The organism is uncultured Kushneria sp., from assembly GCF_947497025.1.
In the GTDB taxonomy this organism is placed as follows: domain Bacteria; phylum Pseudomonadota; class Gammaproteobacteria; order Pseudomonadales; family Halomonadaceae; genus Kushneria.
The window spans coordinates 601,859-622,987 of record NZ_CANMFC010000001.1; the positions used below are offsets into that span (position 1 = coordinate 601,859).

The 21,129-nt window shown below is 57.0% G+C and carries 23 protein-coding genes; 15 read left to right on the forward strand and 8 right to left on the reverse strand.

Annotation, left to right across the window (positions count from 1 at the left end):
- Positions 1–99: 99 nt before the first annotated feature.
- The 13 genes from hfq to Q0931_RS02830 all read left to right on the forward strand — a co-directional run bounded on the left by hfq (position 100) and on the right by Q0931_RS02830 (position 13,858).
- Positions 100–351 carry an RNA chaperone Hfq gene (hfq, locus tag Q0931_RS02770; RefSeq protein WP_299257031.1) on the forward strand — a complete coding sequence of 84 codons (252 nt, stop codon included), beginning with the start codon at positions 100–102 and terminating at the stop codon, positions 349–351.
- Between the two features lie 11 nt (positions 352–362).
- Entirely contained in the window at positions 363–1,679 is a 1,317-nt protein-coding gene (gene hflX, locus Q0931_RS02775) for a ribosome rescue GTPase HflX (protein ID WP_299257032.1), read from the forward strand.
- A gap of 176 nt (positions 1,680–1,855) precedes the next feature.
- Positions 1,856–3,103: an FtsH protease activity modulator HflK gene (gene hflK / locus Q0931_RS02780; RefSeq protein WP_299257034.1), complete on the forward strand. Its 1,248-nt coding sequence runs from the start codon at positions 1,856–1,858 to the stop codon at positions 3,101–3,103.
- Positions 3,103–4,074 (forward strand): protease modulator HflC, encoded by a 972-nt coding sequence (gene hflC / locus Q0931_RS02785; protein ID WP_299257036.1) that lies wholly within the window; start codon positions 3,103–3,105, stop codon positions 4,072–4,074. The genes hflK and hflC overlap by 1 nt, the downstream gene beginning before the upstream one ends.
- Positions 4,075–4,239: 165 nt before the next feature.
- Complete coding sequence (locus Q0931_RS02790; RefSeq protein WP_299257039.1) at positions 4,240–5,424, forward strand: ATP phosphoribosyltransferase regulatory subunit; 1,185 nt, start codon at positions 4,240–4,242, stop codon at positions 5,422–5,424.
- 56 nt (positions 5,425–5,480) lie between these two features.
- Entirely contained in the window at positions 5,481–6,776 is a 1,296-nt protein-coding gene (locus tag Q0931_RS02795) for an adenylosuccinate synthase (protein WP_299257041.1), read from the forward strand.
- 175 nt (positions 6,777–6,951) lie between these two features.
- Entirely contained in the window at positions 6,952–7,419 is a 468-nt protein-coding gene (locus Q0931_RS02800; protein ID WP_299257043.1) for an SUF system Fe-S cluster assembly regulator, read from the forward strand.
- Between the two features lie 79 nt (positions 7,420–7,498).
- Positions 7,499–8,941: a Fe-S cluster assembly protein SufB gene (gene sufB / locus Q0931_RS02805; protein ID WP_299257045.1), complete on the forward strand. Its 1,443-nt coding sequence runs from the start codon at positions 7,499–7,501 to the stop codon at positions 8,939–8,941.
- A gap of 94 nt (positions 8,942–9,035) precedes the next feature.
- Positions 9,036–9,788 carry a Fe-S cluster assembly ATPase SufC gene (sufC, locus tag Q0931_RS02810; protein ID WP_299257047.1) on the forward strand — a complete coding sequence of 251 codons (753 nt, stop codon included), beginning with the start codon at positions 9,036–9,038 and terminating at the stop codon, positions 9,786–9,788.
- A complete protein-coding gene (gene sufD / locus Q0931_RS02815; protein WP_299257049.1) occupies positions 9,785–11,107 on the forward strand; it encodes a Fe-S cluster assembly protein SufD in 1,323 nt (440 codons plus the stop codon). The genes sufC and sufD overlap by 4 nt, the downstream gene beginning before the upstream one ends.
- On the forward strand, positions 11,104–12,351 hold the full coding sequence (locus Q0931_RS02820; protein WP_299257051.1) for a cysteine desulfurase: 1,248 nt from the start codon (positions 11,104–11,106) through the stop codon (positions 12,349–12,351). Before sufD ends, Q0931_RS02820 begins: the two co-directional genes overlap by 4 nt.
- A 22-nt stretch (positions 12,352–12,373) precedes the next feature.
- Positions 12,374–12,937 carry a putative Fe-S cluster assembly protein SufT gene (gene sufT, locus Q0931_RS02825; protein WP_299257053.1) on the forward strand — a complete coding sequence of 188 codons (564 nt, stop codon included), beginning with the start codon at positions 12,374–12,376 and terminating at the stop codon, positions 12,935–12,937.
- A gap of 138 nt (positions 12,938–13,075) precedes the next feature.
- Complete coding sequence (locus tag Q0931_RS02830) at positions 13,076–13,858, forward strand: ElyC/SanA/YdcF family protein (protein ID WP_299257055.1); 783 nt, start codon at positions 13,076–13,078, stop codon at positions 13,856–13,858.
- Between the two features lie 16 nt (positions 13,859–13,874).
- On the opposite strand, the gene Q0931_RS02835 is transcribed toward Q0931_RS02830, so the two are convergent.
- The 4 genes from Q0931_RS02835 to Q0931_RS02850 all read right to left on the reverse strand — a co-directional run bounded on the left by Q0931_RS02835 (position 13,875) and on the right by Q0931_RS02850 (position 16,871).
- Positions 13,875–14,318 carry a hypothetical protein gene (locus Q0931_RS02835; protein ID WP_299257057.1) on the reverse strand — a complete coding sequence of 148 codons (444 nt, stop codon included), beginning with the start codon at positions 14,316–14,318 and terminating at the stop codon, positions 13,875–13,877.
- A gap of 168 nt (positions 14,319–14,486) precedes the next feature.
- A complete protein-coding gene (gene rimK / locus Q0931_RS02840) occupies positions 14,487–15,395 on the reverse strand; it encodes a 30S ribosomal protein S6--L-glutamate ligase (RefSeq protein ID WP_299257059.1) in 909 nt (302 codons plus the stop codon).
- A 23-nt stretch (positions 15,396–15,418) separates the two neighbouring features.
- Positions 15,419–15,856, reverse strand: coding sequence for a RimK/LysX family protein (locus Q0931_RS02845; protein ID WP_299257061.1), 438 nt, complete (start codon positions 15,854–15,856; stop codon positions 15,419–15,421).
- Positions 15,849–16,871: a DUF3549 family protein gene (locus Q0931_RS02850; RefSeq protein ID WP_299257063.1), complete on the reverse strand. Its 1,023-nt coding sequence runs from the start codon at positions 16,869–16,871 to the stop codon at positions 15,849–15,851. The genes Q0931_RS02845 and Q0931_RS02850 overlap by 8 nt, the downstream gene beginning before the upstream one ends.
- Positions 16,872–17,156: 285 nt before the next feature.
- On the opposite strand from Q0931_RS02850, the gene Q0931_RS02855 reads away from it, so the two are divergent.
- Both Q0931_RS02855 and Q0931_RS02860 read left to right on the forward strand, forming a co-directional pair.
- On the forward strand, positions 17,157–17,510 hold the full coding sequence (locus Q0931_RS02855; RefSeq protein WP_299257065.1) for a YqcC family protein: 354 nt from the start codon (positions 17,157–17,159) through the stop codon (positions 17,508–17,510).
- Positions 17,507–18,043, forward strand: coding sequence for a gamma-glutamylcyclotransferase family protein (locus Q0931_RS02860; RefSeq protein WP_299257067.1), 537 nt, complete (start codon positions 17,507–17,509; stop codon positions 18,041–18,043). The genes Q0931_RS02855 and Q0931_RS02860 overlap by 4 nt, the downstream gene beginning before the upstream one ends.
- Positions 18,044–18,128: 85 nt before the next feature.
- Here Q0931_RS02860 and Q0931_RS02865 read toward each other — a convergent pair whose 3' ends face one another.
- The 4 genes from Q0931_RS02865 to Q0931_RS02880 form a co-directional block, all read right to left on the reverse strand.
- Positions 18,129–18,698 (reverse strand): OmpW family outer membrane protein, encoded by a 570-nt coding sequence (locus Q0931_RS02865; protein WP_299257069.1) that lies wholly within the window; start codon positions 18,696–18,698, stop codon positions 18,129–18,131.
- A 212-nt stretch (positions 18,699–18,910) separates the two neighbouring features.
- Positions 18,911–19,888 (reverse strand): lipid A deacylase LpxR family protein, encoded by a 978-nt coding sequence (locus Q0931_RS02870; protein WP_299257071.1) that lies wholly within the window; start codon positions 19,886–19,888, stop codon positions 18,911–18,913.
- Positions 19,889–20,038: 150 nt separating this feature from the next.
- The gene (locus Q0931_RS02875) at positions 20,039–20,506 is read right to left on the reverse strand and encodes a glycine zipper 2TM domain-containing protein (RefSeq protein ID WP_299257073.1); all 468 of its coding nucleotides are present in this window, start codon (positions 20,504–20,506) and stop codon (positions 20,039–20,041) included.
- A 191-nt stretch (positions 20,507–20,697) separates the two neighbouring features.
- Entirely contained in the window at positions 20,698–21,129 is a 432-nt protein-coding gene (locus Q0931_RS02880) for a GNAT family N-acetyltransferase (RefSeq protein ID WP_299257075.1), read from the reverse strand.

The following is a 21,129-nucleotide window of genomic DNA, read 5'->3' on the forward strand; positions in this document are numbered from 1 at the left end:
AGTGAGCCTCACATGAGCCTCCGGGACGTGGATCTTTCTTGCGCTTGCAGCAAGTTAAAAACCGATAAACATACAGCAATTAATATTTGGGAGAGCCACATGTCCAAAGGACAATCCCTTCAGGATCCGTATCTTAATGTCCTGCGTAAGGAGCGTATCCCCGTCTCCATCTTTCTGGTCAACGGTATCAAGCTTCAGGGCCAGATCGAGTCCTTCGATCAATTTGTCATTTTGCTGCGCAATACCGTCAGTCAGATGGTGTACAAGCACGCCATCTCTACTGTGGTGCCTGCGCGTAACGTCCGTTTACCGGCACAGGATACTGCTGTTCCCGGTCAGGAAAGCCAATAGAGAGGCGCTGATTGTTTTTTGAACGCCCCGATTCGGGAGAAACGGCTGTCCTGGTGCATATCGATTTCCAGGACAGCACCGAGCGAGAAGACACTTCAGAATTCATGGAGCTGGTCCGCAGCGCCGGTGCCGTGCCGGCAGCGCTGCTGACAGGCAGTCGACGCTCTCCCAGCCCCAAGCTCATGATTGGTGAAGGCAAGCTCGAAGAGCTGCGTGAGATGATGACGACGCATCACGCCGAGCTTGTCATTTTCAACCACTCCCTCTCGCCCTCTCAGGAACGAAACCTTGAGCGGGCGCTGCAATGTCGCGTACTGGATCGTACCGGTCTGATTCTTGATATTTTCGCACAGCGCGCACGGACACATGAAGGCAAGCTACAGGTAGAACTCGCTCAGCTTGAGTACATGTCGACCCGTCTTGTTCGAGGCTGGACACACCTTGAGCGCCAAAAGGGCGGGATCGGTCTGCGCGGTCCGGGGGAAACCCAGCTTGAAACCGATCGACGACTGCTGCGCGGGCGTATCAAGGCGATCCACAAGCGTCTGGATCGGGTTCGCAGTCAGCGCGACCAGAACCGCCGCTCGCGTACCCGGGCAGAAATCCCCTCGGTCTCGCTGGTGGGCTACACCAATGCAGGCAAGTCAACGCTGTTCAACGCGCTGACCAACGCCGAGGTGTACGCGGCCGATCAGCTCTTTGCCACGCTGGATCCCACGCTCAGGCGTCTTGAAGTCAGTGACGTCGGCCCGATTGTCATGGCCGATACGGTAGGGTTCATTCGTCACCTGCCGCACAAGCTGGTCGAGGCCTTTCGCGCCACGCTTCAGGAAGCTGCCGAGGCCACCCTGCTGGTCCATGTCATTGATGCTGCCGATCCGCAGCGCGAGGCGCACATCGAGCAGGTCAATGCCGTTCTTGACGAGATCGGCGCCGGTGAAGTGCCAAGACTTCTTGTCATGAACAAGATCGATATGCTCGGCATGTCGCCGCGACTGGAGCGCAGTGGCGATAATGACGTGTCCACCGTCTGGCTCTCGGCGCGCGACGCAACAGGCTTTGATCTGCTGGAGCAGGCCCTTTCCGAGCGTCTTGCCACGGATCTTGTTGAAACCACGGTCATGCTGGAGCCCTCGCAGGGCTGGCTGCGTGCTCAGCTCTTTTCCCACGATGCCGTCCAGGAAGAGAGTTTTGATGACGAGGGCAGAACGCATTTGAGGATTCGACTGCCGCGTCGTGATCTGCTTCGCCTTCTTTCTCATGCCGACGAAAATCCGGATGACTATCTCTCCCGGGCAGAGCAGGGCCGGGAACAGTGGCAGGAATAATGGCCACCTTGTCATGCCAGGAAGAATTTCAGGTCTTCGGCATGACGACATGTTACAAATAGGGACGCTTCCGGCATTATCAGGATGATCGGATATTCAAGGCGCTACCGTAAGAATGGCGCGCAATGACGTTATGAGACTGGCGTTTCGCAACTCTTGCCCAGTGGAGAAGATGTATGGCCTGGAATGAGCCTGGTGGTGGCGGCAATAATAACCAGCAGGACCCCTGGAGTGGTGGTGATCGCCGCGGTGGTAATGGCGGTGGCAATAAAAACCAGGGTGGTGGACCTCCTGATATCGATGAAGTGATCAGGAAACTGCGCAACAAGCTTAATGGGTTGCTGGGTCGTCGACAGCTTCGTTCTGTCAACAACGGTGATGATAATGGCAGCAATCAGGGCGGCGGCGGTGGTCGCAGTGCTCTGTTGCTGCCCATTATTGTTCTGATTGTGGGTGTTGTGGTCTGGGCGGGATCAGGATTTCATCTGATCGACCAGTCCGAGCGAGGCGTCGTATTCCGCTTCGGCAAGTATACCAATACCATCGGACCGGGCCTGCACTGGAACCCGCCGCTGATCGATCGGGTGGAAAGCGTCAACGTGACTCGAATCCGCTCTGCCAGTCAGACAGACTCGATGCTTACACGTGATGAAAATATCGTGCGTGTCAGCATCTCGTCCCAGTATGTGGTCTCGGACCCGCATGCGTTTCTGGTCAACGTTCGCGGCCCCGAAATGACGCTGCAGAACGCCATGGACAGCGCCCTTCGTCAGGAAGTGGGTAACATGGAGCTGCAGCAGATTCTGACCACCGGTCGTGAAGAGCTGGCCGGCGATATCTACGATCGTCTGACCTCCTATCTGGAAGCTTATGGCACCGGTATTCGATTGCAAACGGTCAACATGGAGTCCACCGCACCGCCGGATCAGGTGCAGGACGCCTTTGATGATGTTATCCGTGCCCGTGAAGAGCAGCAGCGCACCATTAACCGCGCCAACGCCTATCGCGATGCCATTCTGCCGGAAGCCGAGGGTCAGCGTCAGCGCATGATCGAGGAAGCCCAGGGGTACAAGGCGGCGGTCGTTGCTGATGCACAGGGTGATGCCAACCGTTTCATCTCGCTACTGGGTGAATACGAGAAAGCGCCGGATGTCACGCGTCAGCGTCTGTATCTGGACACCATGACCGAGATTCTGTCGAATACGCCCAAGGCGCTGGTCGATCTGGGTGAAGGCAATGATGCCGTCACGGTCCTGCCGCTCAATCAGATGGGACGTGGTGACAACAGCGGCAAAAGTGACAACAGCCAGAGCAATGATGTGGATGCGCGTCAGCTTGAGCAGCTCTCTCAGCAGGTCGTCGAGCACATGAGAAGCAATCAGAAGCAAAACAACGGTCGCAGCAGCCTGCGGGAGGGACGCTAATGTTCAATAATCGCGCCCTTGTCATCGTCATCGTACTGGGCATTCTTGCCTGGGTGGGCAGTGCCAGCCTTTATACGGTCAACGAAACCGAACGAGGCATCAAGCTGCGTTTCGGTGAAATCGTGGAAAACGATATTCAGCCGGGACTTCATTTCAAGTGGCCCGTGCTCAATACGGTCCGGCTGTTTGATACCCGTGTTCTGTCAGTCGATGCCAGTGCCACACGCTATCTCACCAGCGATTCCAAGGCGGTCATCGTGGATTCGTTCGTGAAGTGGCAGATCATCAATCCGGCGCAATACTACGAAGCCACGCGCGGCAGCGAACAGGCGGCCGAGCGCCTGATTGCACCACGGACCGATGAGGCCCTGCGTAACAAGTTCGGCCAGACGACACTGACGCAGATCGTGCGCGAGCGTCCCGCGACGCAAAGCGACAATCAGGAAGTGGTCAAGAAGGTGCAACAGGAAGACAGCGATGTGGCTACCGAACGGGATGAGTTGATGGTGGATCCCATCTCTCAGCTTGATCAGGCCATGCGTCGTGAGCTTGGTGTGCGCATTCTCGATATTCGTGTCAAGCGGATCGAGCTGCCCGGTGAAGTCACCCAGGCAGTGTATGAGCGCATGAACTCGCAGCGTGAGCAGGCGGCTCGAGGCTATCGTGCCGAGGGTACACGTCAGGCAGAAGAGATTCGGGCCGATGCTGATCGCCAGCGTGAAGAGACGCTCGCCAGCGGTCGTCAGATCGCCGAGACTACCCGCGGTGAGGGCGATGCGGCAGCGGCAGCCATCTATTCGGCGGCCTATCAGCAAAATGCCGGATTCTTTGATTTCTATCGCACACTGCAGGCCTATCGTGAAAGCTTCAAGGGTCAAAATGATCTGATGGTGCTGAGCCCGTCGAGCAACCAGTTCCTGCAGCTTTTCAAGCAGGGGAATGGTGACGCTTCTTCAGCGGCGACGCCCTGACATCAGGGAAGATACCCGAGCGGGATTTCTCCGCTGACAAGTTGTGATAGTATTCTTCAACCGGGGGGCTACCCCCGGTTTTTTTGTGGCTGTCGATAGTCGTGATGTGGTGCCTGTTCCGGTGCTGTTCGGGTCACCTTTTTTACTTTTGCCAGGGCATGTTCAATGACCATTGCGGATCGCTGGCTGCTGCCGGACGGTATGGATGAAGTGCTGCCACCTCAGGCGCTGCGCATGGAGTCGCTGCGCCGTGGCCTGATGGATCTCTACTATCGCTGGGGGTATGACCTGGTCATGCCGCCGCCGGTAGAATTTCTGGACTCGCTTCTGACCGGCGCCGGCACTGACCTTGATTTACAGACGTTCAAGCTGACCGATCAGCTGACCGGTCGCCTGATGGGCGCCAGTGCTGACGTCACGCCCCAGGTGGCCCGAATGGATGCTCATTCCCTGCGGCGTCAGGGGCCGGTGCGGCTGTGCTACTGCGCTCATGTACTGCGTGCCAGAGCCGATGAGCATCAGGGTGGGCGCAGTCCCGTTCAGGCAGGTCTTGAGCTTTTTGGTCATGCCGGCATCGAGGCTGATATCGAGATCGTGAAGCTGGCCCTCGCCAGCCTGTCCTTTGCCGGGGCCCGCGATGTCCATCTGGCCATCGGGCATATCGGCATCTATCGTGCACTTGCTGAAGAGGCGCAGCTGGAAGACGACGTCGAGTCGCTGATTTTTGAGGCGCTGGAGCGCAAGGCGGTCTCGGAAGTTGATCAACTGATCGAGCAACACATCGGGGATGCCGAGCTTGCCGCCATGTTCAAGCAGCTGCCGCGTCTGCACGGCAGCGCTGACGTGCTAAAGCGCGCCCGGGACATCTTTGCCAATGGTTCGCAGGCCATTATCGAGGCGCTGGATCAGCTGACCTCGCTACATGAGGTTCTGCGCGAGGCACATAAGGAAGTCACGCTCTATTTTGATCTGGCAGAACTGCGTGGCTATCAGTATCACACGGGGCTGGTGTTTGCCGCTTACGTACCCGGCTACGGTCAGGCGCTGGTCAAGGGCGGTCGCTATGACGATACCGGTCGTGCGTTCGGGCGACCCCGTCCGGCGACTGGTTGTTCCATGGATCTCAAGCAGCTGGCGACGCTTTGCCAGCGCGCGCCGTCCCACGACGGTATCTGGGCGCCCGAGGAACAGGATGAAGCTCTGAGCCGACGCATCCATGAGCTACGTGATGCCGGTGAGCGGGTCGTTCAGCAGTTGCCGGGGCAGTCTACGGATGCACTGGCTCACTTCTGTGATCGTCAGCTCATCCGGCGGGGTGGCGCCTGGCAGCTCGAGTCGCTCGCCAACTGAATTTGACATCCGGTGTCTGCCCCTTCCGGGCAGGCCTTTGAATCAGAGATGAAACAATGGGCAAGAATGTCGTAGTACTGGGCACGCAGTGGGGTGATGAAGGCAAGGGCAAGGTCGTCGATCTGCTCACGGAATCAGCCTCTGCCGTGGTTCGCTTTCAGGGCGGCCACAACGCCGGTCATACGCTGGTCATTGATGGCAAGAAGACCATCCTGCGCCTGATTCCCTCGGGTATCCTGCGTCCGGAGGTCACCTGTGTCATCGGTAATGGCGTGGTGCTGTCGCCGGAAGCTCTGCTCAGCGAGATGGCCGAGCTCGAAGACAGCGGTGTGCCCGTGCGCGAAAGGCTGAGGCTGTCGCCTGCCTGCCCGCTGATTCTGCCCTATCACGTGGCCCTCGATGTGGCCCGTGAAAAGGCGCGTGGCGTGGCCAAGATCGGTACGACCGGCCGTGGTATCGGGCCGGCCTACGAAGACAAGGTCGCCCGTCGTGGGCTGCGACTCGGGGATATCCTCCATCGCGAGCGTTTTGCCAGCAAGCTGGGAGAAGTGCTCGACTATCACAACTTCGTGCTGACCCGCTATCACGGCGAGCCTGCCGTGGACTTCCAGGAAGTGCTGGATCATGCCATGGCCATGGCCGAAGAGCTGCGGCCGATGATCTGTGACACGGTCTCCTTCGTGCACAACCTGCGCAAGCAGGACAGGAACATCATGTTCGAAGGTGCCCAGGGGTCGCTTCTGGATATCGACCACGGTACCTATCCGTACGTGACCAGCTCCAACACCACGGCCGGCGGTACCGCTACCGGTTCTGGTGTCGGCCCGCTCTATCTTGATTATGTGCTGGGGATTACCAAGGCCTACACCACCCGTGTCGGCTCCGGGCCGTTCCCCACCGAGCTTTTCGACGAGTTCGGCCGCCATCTGGCCGAGCACGGCCATGAATTTGGCTCCAACACCGGACGCGCCCGTCGCTGTGGCTGGTTTGACGCTGTGGCGCTGCGCCATGCCGTGCAGATCAACTCGATCTCCGGCATCTGTCTGACCAAGCTCGACGTGCTGGATGGTCTGGAAAATATTCGTGTCTGCGTCGGTTATCGCACCAAGGATGGTGAGCTGATCGACAACCTGGTAGACAGTGAGGGCTATGAAGCAATCAGCCCGGAATATCACGATCTGCCGGGCTGGCGTGAATCCACGGTCGGGGCGCGCTCGCTTGATGATCTGCCTGCCAATGCCCGGGCCTACATCAGTTTTCTGGAAGAACAGATCGGTACGCCCATCGATATTATTTCGACCGGGCCGGACCGTGTTGAAACCATCGTGTTGCGCAATCCTTTCGACAGCTGAGTCGTGATGGGTGCTGACTTCCAATCCCTGATGATTCATCAGGGATTTTTAGTGTCCGGGCATGGTGCCGGGGCTTTAGAGCCTGAAGCTATCATGCTGATTGGCAAGGAAGTGGGTTCACACCGTCTGTAATGAGGACTAAAATAGTACGCAATAAGTCAGGCAAGAGGCCGACATGCTGAAGCTGTCGAAAATGAGCGATTACGGAGCGGTGGTGATGGCGCAGATTTCGCGTCATCCGGACTGCTCGCATGCGGCTGCCGATATTGCCGATCGCGTCGGACTGCCTCGACCCACCGTCAGCAAGACACTCAAGCTTTTATTGCGTGCCGGGCTTTTGACATCGCAGCGGGGTGTCAACGGCGGCTATCGGCTGGCCCGCTCGGCCAGCGCCATCACGGTGCGCGATATCATCACCGCCATTGATGGTCCGGTGGCCATGACCGAATGTAGTCACGGCCACGGAGATTGTGACCTGATGGCCAGCTGTGGCGTGGCCAGTAACTGGCAGCGCGTGTCGCTGGCCGTCCGGCAGCTGCTGGACAGTGTCACGCTGGCTGACCTGGCGCATGATGCGCCAATCAAATTGCCCGTACAGCTGCCCATACAGAGTGTGGCACTCGGTGAGGCGCGCAGGCTCTGACGGACCGCAGACGATATAACACGACGGTTCCGACCAACGACCGATGAGACGAACAGTACCCGTTTGAGGGGAGAGGATCATGGCTACCGAAGCAATGGAGCAGCTTGCTCGTCGCGAGTACAAGCAGGGGTTTGTGACCGATATCGAAAGCGATACGGTTCCCCCCGGGCTCGACGAAAGCGTTATCGCCTTTATCTCGCAGAAAAAGGGCGAGCCGCAGTGGATGCTGGACTGGCGTCTTGAGGCCTATCATCAGTGGCTCAAGATGACGTCACCTTCCTGGGCGCATCTTGATTATCCGCCGATCGATTATCAGGCAATTTCGTATTTCAGTGCGCCCAAAAAGCCGGAAGACCGTCCCCAGAGTCTGGATGAGGTCGATCCCAAACTGCTGGAAACCTACGAGAAGCTGGGTATCCCGCTGCATGAGCGAGCCGCTCTGGCCGGTGTGGCCGTGGATGCCGTCTTTGACTCGGTGTCCGTGACCACCACCTTCAGAGAAAAGCTGGCCGAGGCCGGCGTCATCTTCTGCTCGATCTCGGAAGCCATTCGTGAGTATCCCGAACTGGTGCGCCAGCATCTGGGCACGGTCGTCCCTCAGGGGGACAACTACTTTGCCGCGCTCAACTCGGCGGTCTTTACCGATGGGTCGTTTGTCTACATCCCTGAAGGCGTTACCTGCCCGATGGAGCTGTCGACCTATTTCCGCATCAATGCCGCCAATACCGGCCAGTTCGAGCGGACGCTGATTGTCTGCGACAAGCGCGCTCAGGTGTCCTACCTGGAAGGTTGCACGGCGCCGCAGCGTGACGAGAATCAGCTGCACGCCGCGGTCGTCGAGCTGGTGGCGCTGGAAGATGCCTATATCAAGTATTCCACCGTCCAGAACTGGTATCCGGGTGATGAAGACGGCAAGGGTGGCATCTATAACTTCGTGACCAAGCGTGGCGACTGCCGCGGTGACCGTTCCCGCATCAGCTGGACACAGGTCGAGACCGGTTCTGCCATCACCTGGAAGTATCCGTCCTGCCTGCTGCGCGGCAACGAGAGCAAGGGTGAGTTCTACTCGGTGGCGGTCACCAACGGTCGTCAGCAGGCCGATACCGGCACCAAGATGATCCATATCGGCAAGGACACCTCCTCGACGATCGTCTCGAAGGGGATTGCCGCCGGTAAAAGCAACCAGTCCTATCGAGGTCTGGTCAAGGTGTCGCCACGAGCCACCGGCAGCCGTAACTTTACCCAGTGCGACTCGCTGTTGATTGGCGACAAGTGCGGCGCCCATACCTTTCCCTATCAGGAAATCGGTAACAGCCGCTCTACCATCGAGCACGAGGCGACCACCTCGAAAATCGGTGACGACCAGCTCTTTTACTGCAAGAGCCGCGGTATTTCGGAAGAAGACGCGGTCAGCATGATCGTCAACGGCTTTTGCAAGGACGTCTTCCAGGAACTGCCGATGGAGTTTGCGGTAGAGGCCGAGGCGCTGCTGAGCGTTACGCTTGAAGGTTCAGTCGGCTAATAACAGTTGAGGCGGGCAGCCCCGGTGGCTGCCCGCGCTGGCAATTTCGTGTAGCCGCCCGGCGGCGCAATCATTACAGAATCAGGGTTACAACATGCTCGAGATCAAGGATCTTCACGCGACGGTGGAAGGCAACGAAATCCTCAAGGGAATCACGTTGTCCATCAAGCCCGGTGAAGTACACGCCATCATGGGCCCCAACGGTGCCGGCAAGTCGACACTGTCGGCTGTACTGGCCGGTCGTGATGGCTATGAGGTCACTCAGGGCACCATCACGTTTGATGGCAAGGATCTCATGGAAATGGAAGTGGAAGAGCGTGCGCAGGCAGGCCTTCTGATGGGCTTTCAGTATCCGGTCGAGATCCCGGGGGTCAAGAACATCTATCTGCTCAAGTCAGCGCTCAATGCACAGCGCGCAGCGCGCGGGCTTGACGAGATGCCGGCACCCGAGTTCATGAAGCTGATCAAGGAAAAGATCGCGTTCATGAAGATGGATTCAAGTTTTTTGCATCGCGCCGTCAACGAAGGGTTTTCGGGCGGCGAGAAAAAGCGTAACGAAATTCTGCAGATGCTGGTGTTGCAGCCGAAGCTGGCCCTGCTTGACGAAATTGACTCCGGCCTTGATATCGACGCCATGAAGGTCGTGGCCGAAGGTGTCAATTCTCTGCGTGACGAAAATCGCGCCATTTTGATGGTAACGCACTATCAGCGCTTGCTTGATCACATCACGCCTGATCAGGTTCACGTGCTGATTGACGGCCGTATCGCCAAATCCGGCGATCGTCATCTGGCCGAAGAGCTTGAAGCGCGCGGTTATGAATGGGTTATCGAGGAGCCGGCCGCATGAGTCTGCCTGACACACTCGTGAAGCGCCTGCATGAAGCCCCTGTCGGTGAGCCCGAGTGGCTTGCCGAAAAGCGTCGTGCCGGAGCTTTACACCTGGAAACGGTCGGCTTTCCCACCCGTCGTGATGAGGCGTGGAAGTACACTGACATGTCCCGGTTCTCCAGTCTTGAATTTGGTCAGGCTGACAGTGCAGAGCTCGATCAGGCCCGCCTTGATGCGCTCAAGCTGGATATCGATGCCTGTCGGCTGGTCTTTGTTGACGGTCTTTTCAATGCCGAGCTGTCCGACCCTGCGCCGAGCGCCGGGGTCACCGTGATGCCCTTGTCTCAGGCACTGGAAGGTGATCAGCATGCCATCAGTGAACAGCTGGGACAGCTCACCGGCATCGATTTCTCGGCCTTTACAGCACTGAATACTGCGCTGACCGGTGAAGGTGTGGTCGTGAACATCGGCAAGGGGCAGGCGATAGAAAAGCCGATTTATCTGTTGTTCATCTCGCGCAACAATTCAGCCCCTGTCATGAGCCACCCGCGTATTCTGGTGCGCTGTGGCGGTGAGAGTGAAGCCACGTTGATTGAGCATTACGTGGGCGAGCAGGACGCTGCCAACCTGACCAATGTCGTTACCGAGATCGAGATGTCACCGGCCTCCCGGCTTTCGCACTACAAGCTCCAGGAGGCGAGCCAGAGTGAATATCACGTGGCCAGCATTCAGGTGGATCAAAAGCGTGACACGAATTTCACCTCTCACAACCTGAATCTGGGTGGTGCCGTGGTGCGTAACGATATCGTGACCGATCTCAACGATGAAAATGCCACGGTGGATTTGCTGGGGCTTTTCTTCGGTCAGGATCGTCAGCACATCGATAACCACACCAAGGTCAATCACAACGCGCCGCGCACCTACTCCAACGAGAACTACAAGGGTATTCTCGATGGCCGTGCTCGGGGTGTCTTCAATGGCCGGGTGTATATCAAGCGGGATGCCCAGCAGGTGCTGGGGTATCAGAGCAACGCCAACCTGTTGCTCTCCGATCGTGCCGAGATTGATACCAAGCCCGAACTCGAGATTTACGCAGACGATGTGCAGTGCTCTCACGGCACGACCACCGGTCAGCTCGATGAGAACGCCATCTTTGCCCTGCGCGCCCGAGGCATTGATGAGCAGATGGCCCGCGGGCTTTTGACGCTGGCCTTTGCCAACGAAGTCATGCAGCGTATTCGCCATGGTGCGCTGACCGATCGTGTCGAACGTGCGGTAGCGGGCAAGCTGCCTGACCGCTTCAACCTCGAAAGTCTGGTAGAAGATACTTCGCTATGAGCATGACCGACGAACTCACGCTGGATGTTCAGGCCCTGCGCGCGGAATTTCCCGTGCTGGGCCGCAAGGTTCATGGGGACAAGGCGCTGGTCTATTTTGACAACGCTGCCACGACCCAGACCCCGAAAGCCGTGCTGGATACCTGGGTGGATTATTTTGAGCGCTACAACGCCAATATCCATCGCGGGCTGCATCGTCTGGCCGATGAAGCCACACAGGCCTATGAGCACAGCCGTGACACCGTGCGTGAGTTCGTCAATGCCGAAGATGTCCGCGAGATCATCTTTACGCGCGGTACCACCGAGGCCATCAACCTGGTGGCCCAGAGCTGGGGCCGCAGCCAGCTTGTCGAAGGCGACGAGATTCTGATCTCACGGCTGGAGCACCACTCCAACATTGTGCCGTGGCAGATGCTGGCGCAGGAGAAGGGACTCACCATCCGGGTCATTCCGGTGGATGAGCGCGGTGAGCTGAACATGGCGGCCTACCGTGCGCTTTTCACGCCGAAAACCCGTCTGGTCTGTGTGGCGCACGTCTCCAATGCGCTGGGAACGGTCAATCCTGTTGCCGAGATGGCGCGCATTGCGCATGAGCATGACGCCCGCATTCTGGTGGATGGGGCGCAGGCGGTGGCGCATACGCGTGTCGATGTGCAGGCACTGGACGCTGATTTCTACGCCTTTTCGGGGCACAAGCTCTACGGGCCGACCGGGGTTGGCGTGCTGTATGGCCGTTTGTCCCTGCTCGAAGAGATGCCGCCCTGGCAGGGCGGTGGCGAGATGATCAAGACCGTCAGTCTCGAAGAAGGTACCCGTTTTGCCGAACCGCCTCACCGGTTCGAGGCGGGTACGCCCGCGATCGCCGAAGTGATCGCGCTGGAACGGGCCATTCGCTGGGTCACCAATCTTCATTTTGAGCTTCTGGAAGACTGGGAGCAGCGCCTTTTGAAGCATGCCACCGAGCGCATGAAAGGCATTGACGGCATGCGCATCATTGGCGAGGCGCCGCACAAGGCGGCCGTGATCTCCTTTGTCGTCGAGGGGGCTCATTCCCAGGATATCGGCCTGCTGGTCGATCAGTTCGGGGTGGCCATACGCACCGGACACCACTGCGCACAGCCCTTGATGCATCACTACGGGCTCGATGCCACCTGTCGAGCGTCGTTTGCTGCCTACAATACGCTCGAAGAAGTGGACTACTTCGTCGATGCCCTGCAGCGTGTCGTGACCATGGTGCGGGATTGAGCATGTTCAGAGAGGGTTATTGATGAGTGCGATTGCATCCCTGCAAAAGGGGCACCAGCTACCGCTTCAGCGCAGTGTCGAGGCCATCTCGATCCCCTTTGGCAAGCCGGTCTGGCTTGATGAGGACGAGACGGTTCAGGTCATGCAGGCGCTTGGGACATCGGTGTCGGTGCTTTTTAGAGGCAACATGTATCTGATCGAAGGCTTTAACCTGGATGCTTTCGGCATGGAGCCCATGGAAAGGCCCCATCTACCCGATGGCGCTACCGACCAGGAGCTTGAAGACTTTGTCTGGCAACAGCTTCGTACCTGTTTTGACCCCGAGATACCGGTCGATATCGTTGAACTGGGCCTGGTCTATGGCTGTAAAATCACGACGCTGATCGATGGGCAAAAGATGGCCCAGGTCAAAATGACACTGACGGCACCCGGTTGTGGCATGGGTGAAGTTATTGCTGAAGATGCCAAACACAAGATTCTGGGTGCCGAGCAGATCAATCGGGTCAACGTTGAACTGGTTTTTGATCCCCCCTGGTCACGCGACATGATGAGTGATGAGGCAAAACTGGCACTTAACATGTTTTGACGGTTTGAAAGCTTCATGTTCAACGCCCCGAGCGCTCAGGCTTCGGGGCGTTTTCACATGGGGATTGCTCGCTCGGAGGTGGTCGCTTAAGCTGGCTGACGGTCTGTTTCGGTGATCTTCTGGCGAATGAATAGATACATGGCAGGATTGCTCAAGGGCACGGCAATCGTGGGTGCCATGGCATTGGTGCTGGTCGTTGTTGTGACGGCGAGTGCCAATTACTGGGTATGGCGAAAAACCCATGCCAGCATCACGCTTGATAGTAGTCAGTGTGTGCATGAGCCGGTGGGGCTGGTTTTTGGCACGTCCTACGGATTACGCGGCGGGGGAGAAAACCCGTGGTATCGGGCGAGGCTGGATCTTGCCGCGAGTCTCTGGAAGTCAGGGCAGGTCGATCATCTGCTGATTTCGGGGGATAACCACACGCGCTATTACAACGAACCCATCCGAATGTGGCGCGACCTTCGTCGAGAGCAGATACCGGATGCTGCCATGACGCTGGATTACGCCGGCTTCAGTACCTTTGATACCCTGGCGCGCAGCCGGGATGTTTTTGGCGTGTCACGCGTCACGCTCATTTCACAGCGCTGGCACCTGCCGCGGGCGCTTTTCATTGCTCAATATCTGGGGCTTGAGGCCACAGGGTGCGCCACCCGTGAGCGCTCCGTTTTCGATGATCGCTGGATGTGGGCGAGAGAGGTGCTGGCGCGGGCGCAGGTGATTGCCGATCTTTATCTGTTTGATCGCCACCCCTACTTTCTGGGTCCGAGCATTGTATTGCCTACTGCTGCAGAAGCACCCGGCAATATTATTCCGGTTTACCGGCGCGTACCCATGCCCATGCCTGTAGAACATGCCTTGAACGATCTGCGTATCCGCCTTGAAGCCCCTCGAGATGAGGGCTTGAAAAAGGTGCCCTGACGCGTCCTTTAGTCGGTCAGCGTTTTTTCTGGTGCTGATACTGATGCAGTACACGGATAGTGGCGCGGCAATTCTTCCATAGCCGCTCCATGACGGGCTCGATCTCTTCCGGCAGAGCATGGGTCATCATGGTGGAAAGTGCCTGCATGATGATGCGTTCCTGCTCCAGCAGTTCGTTGATCAACACATGTTCATTGTTGACCACAAAACTCTTGAGCCGGCTCCAGAGCCAGAGATAATCATCGCGTTCTACATCGGCATCGCGGGGTAGAAGGTCAAGATGTCGCCGTGCCTGTTGCTGCAATAGACGCATATCCTGGCGACGCTCTTCAAAACAGGGGTTGAGTGCCTCACGCATGTCATTACGCAGGCGGGCGACATTATCCTGATAGTAGTCAAGGCTATCGGCCAGAGCCTCGAGCAGGCCATCCATCGCCGCCTGGCGATTGTCGAGAAACATGAGGGACTATCTCCACTGATGCCAGAAGAATTGGGGAAGGAGTTGAAATTCTAACGCGCCCGGGAAATTTGTAACATCCATCAGCAGGGATTTATTAAAGAAAATGCCTGCCGATGGCTTCGCGTGGTTTCGTGAGCTTCTGAGATGAGTCACAAGCCTTTTGACTCGTCAGCCCTTCGGTCTTGGTGGTGCCTTTTTGACCGGTGCAGCATTGCGGGAAATGTGCTCGATGATCATGCCTGCGACATCCTTGCCGGTGCTGGTTTCGATGCCCTGAAGCCCGGGAGAGGAGTTGACCTCCATGATCACCGGCCCGTGATTGGAGCGCAAAAGATCAACGCCTGCTATCTGAAGCCCCATGGCCTTTGCGGCGCGAATGGCAGTAGAGCGCTCCTCAGGGGTAATTCGGATGCTGCTGGCGCTGCCCCCACGATGCAGATTGGAGCGAAATTCCCCTTCAGCCGCCTGACGCTTCATGGCCGCGACCACCTTGTCGCCGACCACGAAGCAGCGCAGATCCGCACCGCGCGCTTCCTTGATGTATTCCTGCACCATGATATTGGCATTGAGGCCCATAAAGGCCTGGATGACGCTTTCGGCTGCCTGCTGGGTTTCTGCCAGTACAACGCCGATGCCCTGGGTGCCTTCCAGCAGCTTGATGACCAGCGGAGCGCCCTTGACCATCTTGATCAGATCGGGAATATCGTCGGGTGAGTGGGCAAAGCCGGTAATCGGTAGTCCCAGACCCTTGCGCGACAGAAGCTGCAGCGAGCGCAGCTTGTCCCTTGAGCGGGTAATGCCCACCGAGTCGTTGAGCACATAGGTGCCCATCATTTCGAACTGGCGCAATACCGCTGTACCATAAAAGGTAACCGAAGCACCAATGCGCGGGATGACAGCGTCAAAGGGCTCAAGCTGTTCCCCTCGATAGTGAATCGTTGGGTGATGAGAGGCGATGTTCATGTAGCAACGCAGGGTGTCGATAACGCGCACCGTATGCCCACGTTGCTCGGCGGCCTCGATCAGTCGCCTTGTGGAATAAAGATTACGATTGCGGGACAACAGGGCGATATGCATGAAGCGGTCCTTTTGAGCTGGGCTCAGGGTGTGCCATGCAGGAAGGCGGTGCCCGGGGCGACCAGCACCCTTTTCATGGCACGACGCCCCAGCAGCATGGGATGTTTCATGGCCGCGCGATCGACCAGGGTCAGATCCAGCTCCTGGGTCAATTCTCCCAGTTGCATGGTAGTGCGAATCACATATCGCCAGCTGGCATGGCCATTGGAGCTTCTGACCTTGCGCCGATCACTGAGTGGCAGGGTAAATCGACTGTCGCCCTGCGTGTCTTCACCGCTCCAGGTGTCAAAGCTGATCCACCACTGACCCTGCTGCTCGAAGGCATGAATGTTACGGGCGTGCAGGGCAGATGTTCTGGCGCCGGTATCGATCTTGCAGGCCAAACGCAGATCAAGCTCGGGCAGGGCTACCATCTCTCGACGACCCACGATGGCTCTTGGTTTATAGGGTAGCTCATCCATGCTGTTCTCTCTGTATCGCGTCGATCTGCTGCCACAGGGCGGAGCCGGGGCTTGCCTGCTTCATGGCCATGATCATGGGCAGGCGAAGGCGCGGAATACGGGTCAGATCCTGTACCAGCACTTTGAAATCATGCGCCTCAAGCTGCGAGATACTGACAAGATAGTCGATGCTGCGTTGTTCATGCTCAAGATGGTGCCAGCCACGTGCGGCAATGGTGGCCAGTGCCGTTGTATCGAGTGAGTGCTGTAACAGGGTGCCCAGCCAGGTGCCGGCCTGATCGAGTGGGCTGGACAGTATGGCGCCCATGATCGACTGATAACGTGGATGATCTGTTGTCACGGCTTCATATTGCGCCATCATGGCATCGAGCAGCGCTTCCTGTTGTATGGGCGCATGAACAAGGCAGTCACACAGGGCCACCAGGGCCTGGTCGGACAATTGTTCCAGTCGCCGGGCCAGACGCTTTTCGTCATCATTCGTTCTGCGTACGACCAGATCGGCGATGCCCTGAAGCCCCAGTGCCTGCCATGCCTGTGGGCTGCCATCATTTAAATAATAGGATCGGGCATCGTCGTAATAGTGACTGGGCGGCAGCTCAAGATCATGAGCAATGCGCGCATGCAGCAGCGCCCTGGTGAGGTCGTTGGGCTGTAGGGCAATGGCCACGTCCTTGAGCGTTTCTGCAGCACTGTCGAGTGCCAGATTGCCATCAGGCGCGCGCTGAAAGGTGCTCATCAGCTGTTCAAGAAAGCCGTCGCGCAGTGCCGGGACCAGCATGGACTGCTCATCCAGAGGCAGCGCCAGACACCAGATGATGGGTTCGCCGCCGGGAGTGGGCGTAAAGACCAGAGCCACCTGAGCCTGTGATTGCCAGGGCTGGGGCCATGCCACCTGCTGTGTTTCAAAGGCCCTGAAGTGCTCAATGGAGCAGGGCACTACCCGACGCCCGAGATGATAGATTCGGGGCGTGATGTCGGCGTGGGTAAAAAGATCGACAAGTGTGGGCGTTAACATCAGGGCGTTTCCAGAAGGGTTCATATCAGCGCGGCCGCGCAATGTAGCGTGTTGATGGTCAGGGCGCCAGCCCAGGGCTGTGCAAAAAATAAACAATCTTCCGCAGCCTGCGAATCAACAGGGTCAGGCAAAACTATCCCGATCTTATCCACACGTTCATTCAACCTATCTGTGCAAAACACGATTGCCGGCCGATGGCAGAGCGGCATCAGGCTTCCATCATTTTATTCACTGCTCAGGGCACGCATAATGGCTGACATCATATCCTTTTAACCAGGAATCCCCATGACGCAATATGAATCGCTGAATGTTGCACTGACACGCCTTGAGGCCGCCATGCGCGCAGGTGATCTCTGGCAGAGTCAGACTCGGCCAGAGCCTGCTGCCTTTGACAGCGAGCAGCCCTTTAATGCCGATACGATGTCACTGGGCCAATGGCTGCGCTATGTTTTGATTCCTCGGCTGCAAAGCCTGATGGACGGCGAACATCCGCTGCCGTCCGATGCCAGTATTGCCCCGGCCGCTGAAGTCTATCTGCAGGCAAACCAGGCCAGCGTCCGGCTGCCCATTCTGGAAGCGCTACGCGATGTGGATAACGTGCTCGTCAACGGGGAGCTGCGTCCACAGGAGGGGCAATGAGCGATCGTGGTACCTGCTCAAGTGACGTTGAGGTACGTTACTACTTTGCCTATGGCAGCAATATGAATGCGGCCAGAATGCAGGCACGCGTCGGAGATACCCGGCGCATGCTGTCGGCACGTCTTGCAGGCTGGCAGCTGTCCTTTGACAAGGCTTCCCGTGTAGAGGGGGTAGCCCATGCCAATGTCAAAAGAGAGGAAGGGGAGCATGTTGAAGGCGTGCTTTATGAGTTGACCCATCCGACGCAAATTCAGGATATGGACCCCTTTGAAAGCCATCCTGATGAATACTGTCGTCAGGTCGAAATGGTCGATACCGCCGATGGGCCTCTGGCGGCCTGGGTCTATGTGGCCCTGCCTGAAAAAACGGGATCGGAGCGACTGCCGGCACGGGAATATCTGGGGCATCTTCTGGCGGGCAGTGCCTTTCTCAGTCATGCCTATCTCGAGCGATTAAGTGCTCAACGCTGTATAGACAGTCTCGGAGATGAGGCACTGCGATCCCTGGGGATCTCACGCACCACGCCGGGATAAGCGCTACAGACATGAAAAAGGCCACCCATCAGGGTGGCCTTTTGTATTCTGCAGCAACTCATGCAGAACCTGTTATATCCAGCTTTTAGAAGCGGAAGGAAACACCGCCACCGACAGTCAGCGGATCGATATCGCGATCGCCACCACCGTTATAATCGGCTTTCAGGTCAGTGTACTGAACAAAACCGTTAAGCGCCCAGTTGTCAGTGATCAGCAGATCGGTACCTACCTGAGCAGTCGGTGCCCACTGACGCTTTTCAAAGCTGTCAGCGCCGCCGTTGAGGCTCGAGTCATTGAAAGTCACATAGCTGGCGCCCAGACCGGCATAAGGCTGAACACGTGAATCAGTGCCGCCCAGCGGGTAGTACTGCGCCATGATGTTGTACTGCTTCATCTTGAAGCTGTCACCATTGCTGCCGTCGTAGTCATTGCTGTTGCTGCCGCTGAGTTCAACGCCCAGCTTGTCAAACGGCATGACTCCGATTGCGCCATTCCAGGTGTTTTCATCGTTGAAGCCACCGCTGGCAGTAATGTCGGATTTGACAACATCGGCACGGGCATAGACGTCACCCTGGCCATAGGCCATGGCAGACTGAGCGGCGAAAACGCTGGTGCCTACCAGAACAGTAGCTGCGAAGAGTTTGTTCAAAGTCATGATCTTCTCCTTGCTCGAAATGAAGGTATTCATATCGATGGTATTTTGTTTAAAAACGCTGTTTCCTAACTCTTGGGATCAATATAGTGAACACTGTTTTGTTTGTCACGTTATTTTTTTACAGTGTTTCTTATTGTTTTGATAATTCAAGACTATCGAAAAGGGTGACGGTTACGCGCGGTTAAAAACCACGTAATCTTTCATTGATAGAGTTATAGCCAGGTGGACAGGGTCACCACACCAAAGTAGTCATCATCGTCCTGCTGCTCGAATTCGCGCGTGCGCTTCAACGTGGTCAGGCTCAAATTGTAGCGATCCCATGAAACGGCGCCGCCAAGCTCCAGATCGCCAACCCACTGCTTTTTGTCGACACTATGGCTGTCTTCAAACGTATTGCCATCCAGCAGCATGTTACGGGCCACAAAACGTCCCTGCGCATTGCCGAAGACATACCAGTTAAAACTGCGATCACGAGAAAACATGACGTTTGATGAAGAGTAGGGCGCTGTACCGGGCGTGGTGTACTGGTTATCCAGCTGTCGACCTACACGAATGCCCAGTCCTGCCGAGGCATAATCATAAAGATTACCCAGAGCAAAGCCGGCATTGGGGCCATACTCCATGGCCAGACTCCCGAGGCTGTCGCGATATAGCCAGCTGCGCTGCATGGCCAGAGTGACAGTAGGTTCGTTGTTGAGCTGGTTATGCCATCCTTCCGGATCATCACTATCAACCAGACTATGAAAATTCTTTTGTACGTCCTTGGCGCCAGAGCCCGGACCTACAATGCCGATATCCAGCGAGACGGCATCACTGATGCGCCACTGTGGTGTCAGGTCCTGTCGATATACGGACAGGCCGCCATAGAGATAGCCGGCATAGGGGCGGTCATCCTCGATCAGATCGCTGCGATCAATATCTTCAGGCGTGTACATTTGCTGGCCGAAGCGGTAAGACGCGGCATCAACGTCATCAGCAGTCCAGCCTGGAATCCAGTCGGCCACCGAGCGCGTCCAGTGATCGCCTTGAGGCTCAAAGGTCCAGCTACCTTCAAGTCCATTGGTGTAGTAACCATCGCTGCTTCGAGCAGCGAAAAAGTCGTTGGAGAGCTTGAAGGTCAAAACGCCATCTGCCATGGCAGAAGCGGAAAAGAGCAGGCCACTGCCTACCAGTATCGCGCGACAGATCATGAATAAGGTTCCCGTTTTAATGATGCTGTTTTAATTAACAGGCTTACTTTAGACGATGATAACGAATAGTGCTCTCTCCGTGATGAATGCATCAAAAAACCGCCATCAGGGCGGTTTGCAAAATGTAGGAAGAGTAGGGTGCTGGTGCACTTATTCTGGCGCGATGCTCATGCTATTGCCGGAGCCAATGAGCCTGACGCGTTGACCGGGTTGATAGGGTGTGTCCGCCTTTTGCACGACGACCATGTCCTGACCGCTGTCAGTACGTACCTGAATTTCATAGGCGCTGACCTGGTTGGCACGGTCTTCGACCTTGCTGCCGGCAATGGCACCACCGATACCCCCTACCGCAGTAGTCAGTACACGCCCTGAACCACCCCCAAACTGGTTGCCCAGCAGGCCGCCCAAAACAGCGCCGCCGATACCACCGAGTCCCGAGTCATTCTCGTTGCCGGCCTGAATGGTGACAGGACGCACGCCAGTGACCGTGCCATAAGTCACATTGCGTGCCGTCTTGGCCTGGTTACCTGTATAGGTATTACCGGAATAGATATCGCTATTGGCGCACCCGCCAAGGGTCAGGGCGCCAAGGGCTGCAACAACAAGATAACGCTTCATGGGGAGCTCCTGCGCCGGCCTGTTACACCGACGGACTGTTTGTTCTGGAACACTGTTTGACAACCGAAAACGGGGCAGGTTTCAACTGTTCCGGCAGTAATATCATGATCCCTGTCAGGGTGAATGCCAAAAGGCATGCCTGCAACACTGTAGTCTGCATACATGCCGGCTGCCAGCGGCGCCCGGCCTGTTCAGACAAGATCCAGCATCATGTCACGATGCGGAATTCCTGCATCCATGTAAATCTCGCCTTGTGGCACAAACCCCAGTTGCTCATAAAACCCCATGGCATGGGTCTGGGCACTGAGCTCGCAATGCGTGAACCGTTGCGATCGAGCGTAGGCAATGACGTGGTACATCAGTCGTGCCCCCAGGCCAAGACCGCGATGGGTCTCAAGAATGGCAACGCGCCCGATATGGCCATCAGGGAGCAATCTTGCGGTACCGCAGGGTATCTGGCCATCACGTATCAGAAAATGCGTGCAAGCCGGATCAAGGGCGTCCAGTTCCTCGCTTTCATCCACACCCTGTTCCTGAATAAAGACGACACGCCGGATATGGCTACAGATGTCACTCAGCGTGGCCCAGTCGCCTGTTTCGATGGCAATGTCATCGTGGTGCAT

Excerpts from the sequence above, each read along its gene's own strand:
- hfq (WP_299257031.1), top strand. The coding sequence starts at position 100 with ATGTCCAAAGGACAATCCCTTCAGGATCCGTATCTTAATGTCCTGCGT.
- hflK (WP_299257034.1), top strand. The coding sequence starts at position 1,856 with ATGGCCTGGAATGAGCCTGGTGGTGGCGGCAATAATAACCAGCAGGAC.
- hflC (WP_299257036.1), top strand. The coding sequence starts at position 3,103 with ATGTTCAATAATCGCGCCCTTGTCATCGTCATCGTACTGGGCATTCTT.
- Q0931_RS02790 (WP_299257039.1), top strand. The coding sequence starts at position 4,240 with ATGACCATTGCGGATCGCTGGCTGCTGCCGGACGGTATGGATGAAGTG.
- Q0931_RS02795 (WP_299257041.1), top strand. The coding sequence starts at position 5,481 with ATGGGCAAGAATGTCGTAGTACTGGGCACGCAGTGGGGTGATGAAGGC.
- Q0931_RS02800 (WP_299257043.1), top strand. The coding sequence starts at position 6,952 with ATGCTGAAGCTGTCGAAAATGAGCGATTACGGAGCGGTGGTGATGGCG.
- sufB (WP_299257045.1), top strand. The coding sequence starts at position 7,499 with ATGGCTACCGAAGCAATGGAGCAGCTTGCTCGTCGCGAGTACAAGCAG.
- sufC (WP_299257047.1), top strand. The coding sequence starts at position 9,036 with ATGCTCGAGATCAAGGATCTTCACGCGACGGTGGAAGGCAACGAAATC.
- sufD (WP_299257049.1), top strand. The coding sequence starts at position 9,785 with ATGAGTCTGCCTGACACACTCGTGAAGCGCCTGCATGAAGCCCCTGTC.
- Q0931_RS02820 (WP_299257051.1), top strand. The coding sequence starts at position 11,104 with ATGAGCATGACCGACGAACTCACGCTGGATGTTCAGGCCCTGCGCGCG.
- sufT (WP_299257053.1), top strand. The coding sequence starts at position 12,374 with ATGAGTGCGATTGCATCCCTGCAAAAGGGGCACCAGCTACCGCTTCAG.
- Q0931_RS02830 (WP_299257055.1), top strand. The coding sequence starts at position 13,076 with ATGGCAGGATTGCTCAAGGGCACGGCAATCGTGGGTGCCATGGCATTG.
- Q0931_RS02835 (WP_299257057.1), bottom strand. The coding sequence starts at position 14,318 with ATGTTTCTCGACAATCGCCAGGCGGCGATGGATGGCCTGCTCGAGGCT.
- rimK (WP_299257059.1), bottom strand. The coding sequence starts at position 15,395 with ATGCATATCGCCCTGTTGTCCCGCAATCGTAATCTTTATTCCACAAGG.
- Q0931_RS02845 (WP_299257061.1), bottom strand. The coding sequence starts at position 15,856 with ATGGATGAGCTACCCTATAAACCAAGAGCCATCGTGGGTCGTCGAGAG.
- Q0931_RS02850 (WP_299257063.1), bottom strand. The coding sequence starts at position 16,871 with ATGTTAACGCCCACACTTGTCGATCTTTTTACCCACGCCGACATCACG.
- Q0931_RS02855 (WP_299257065.1), top strand. The coding sequence starts at position 17,157 with ATGACGCAATATGAATCGCTGAATGTTGCACTGACACGCCTTGAGGCC.
- Q0931_RS02860 (WP_299257067.1), top strand. The coding sequence starts at position 17,507 with ATGAGCGATCGTGGTACCTGCTCAAGTGACGTTGAGGTACGTTACTAC.
- Q0931_RS02865 (WP_299257069.1), bottom strand. The coding sequence starts at position 18,698 with ATGACTTTGAACAAACTCTTCGCAGCTACTGTTCTGGTAGGCACCAGC.
- Q0931_RS02870 (WP_299257071.1), bottom strand. The coding sequence starts at position 19,888 with ATGATCTGTCGCGCGATACTGGTAGGCAGTGGCCTGCTCTTTTCCGCT.
- Q0931_RS02875 (WP_299257073.1), bottom strand. The coding sequence starts at position 20,506 with ATGAAGCGTTATCTTGTTGTTGCAGCCCTTGGCGCCCTGACCCTTGGC.
- Q0931_RS02880 (WP_299257075.1), bottom strand. The coding sequence starts at position 21,129 with ATGCACCACGATGACATTGCCATCGAAACAGGCGACTGGGCCACGCTG.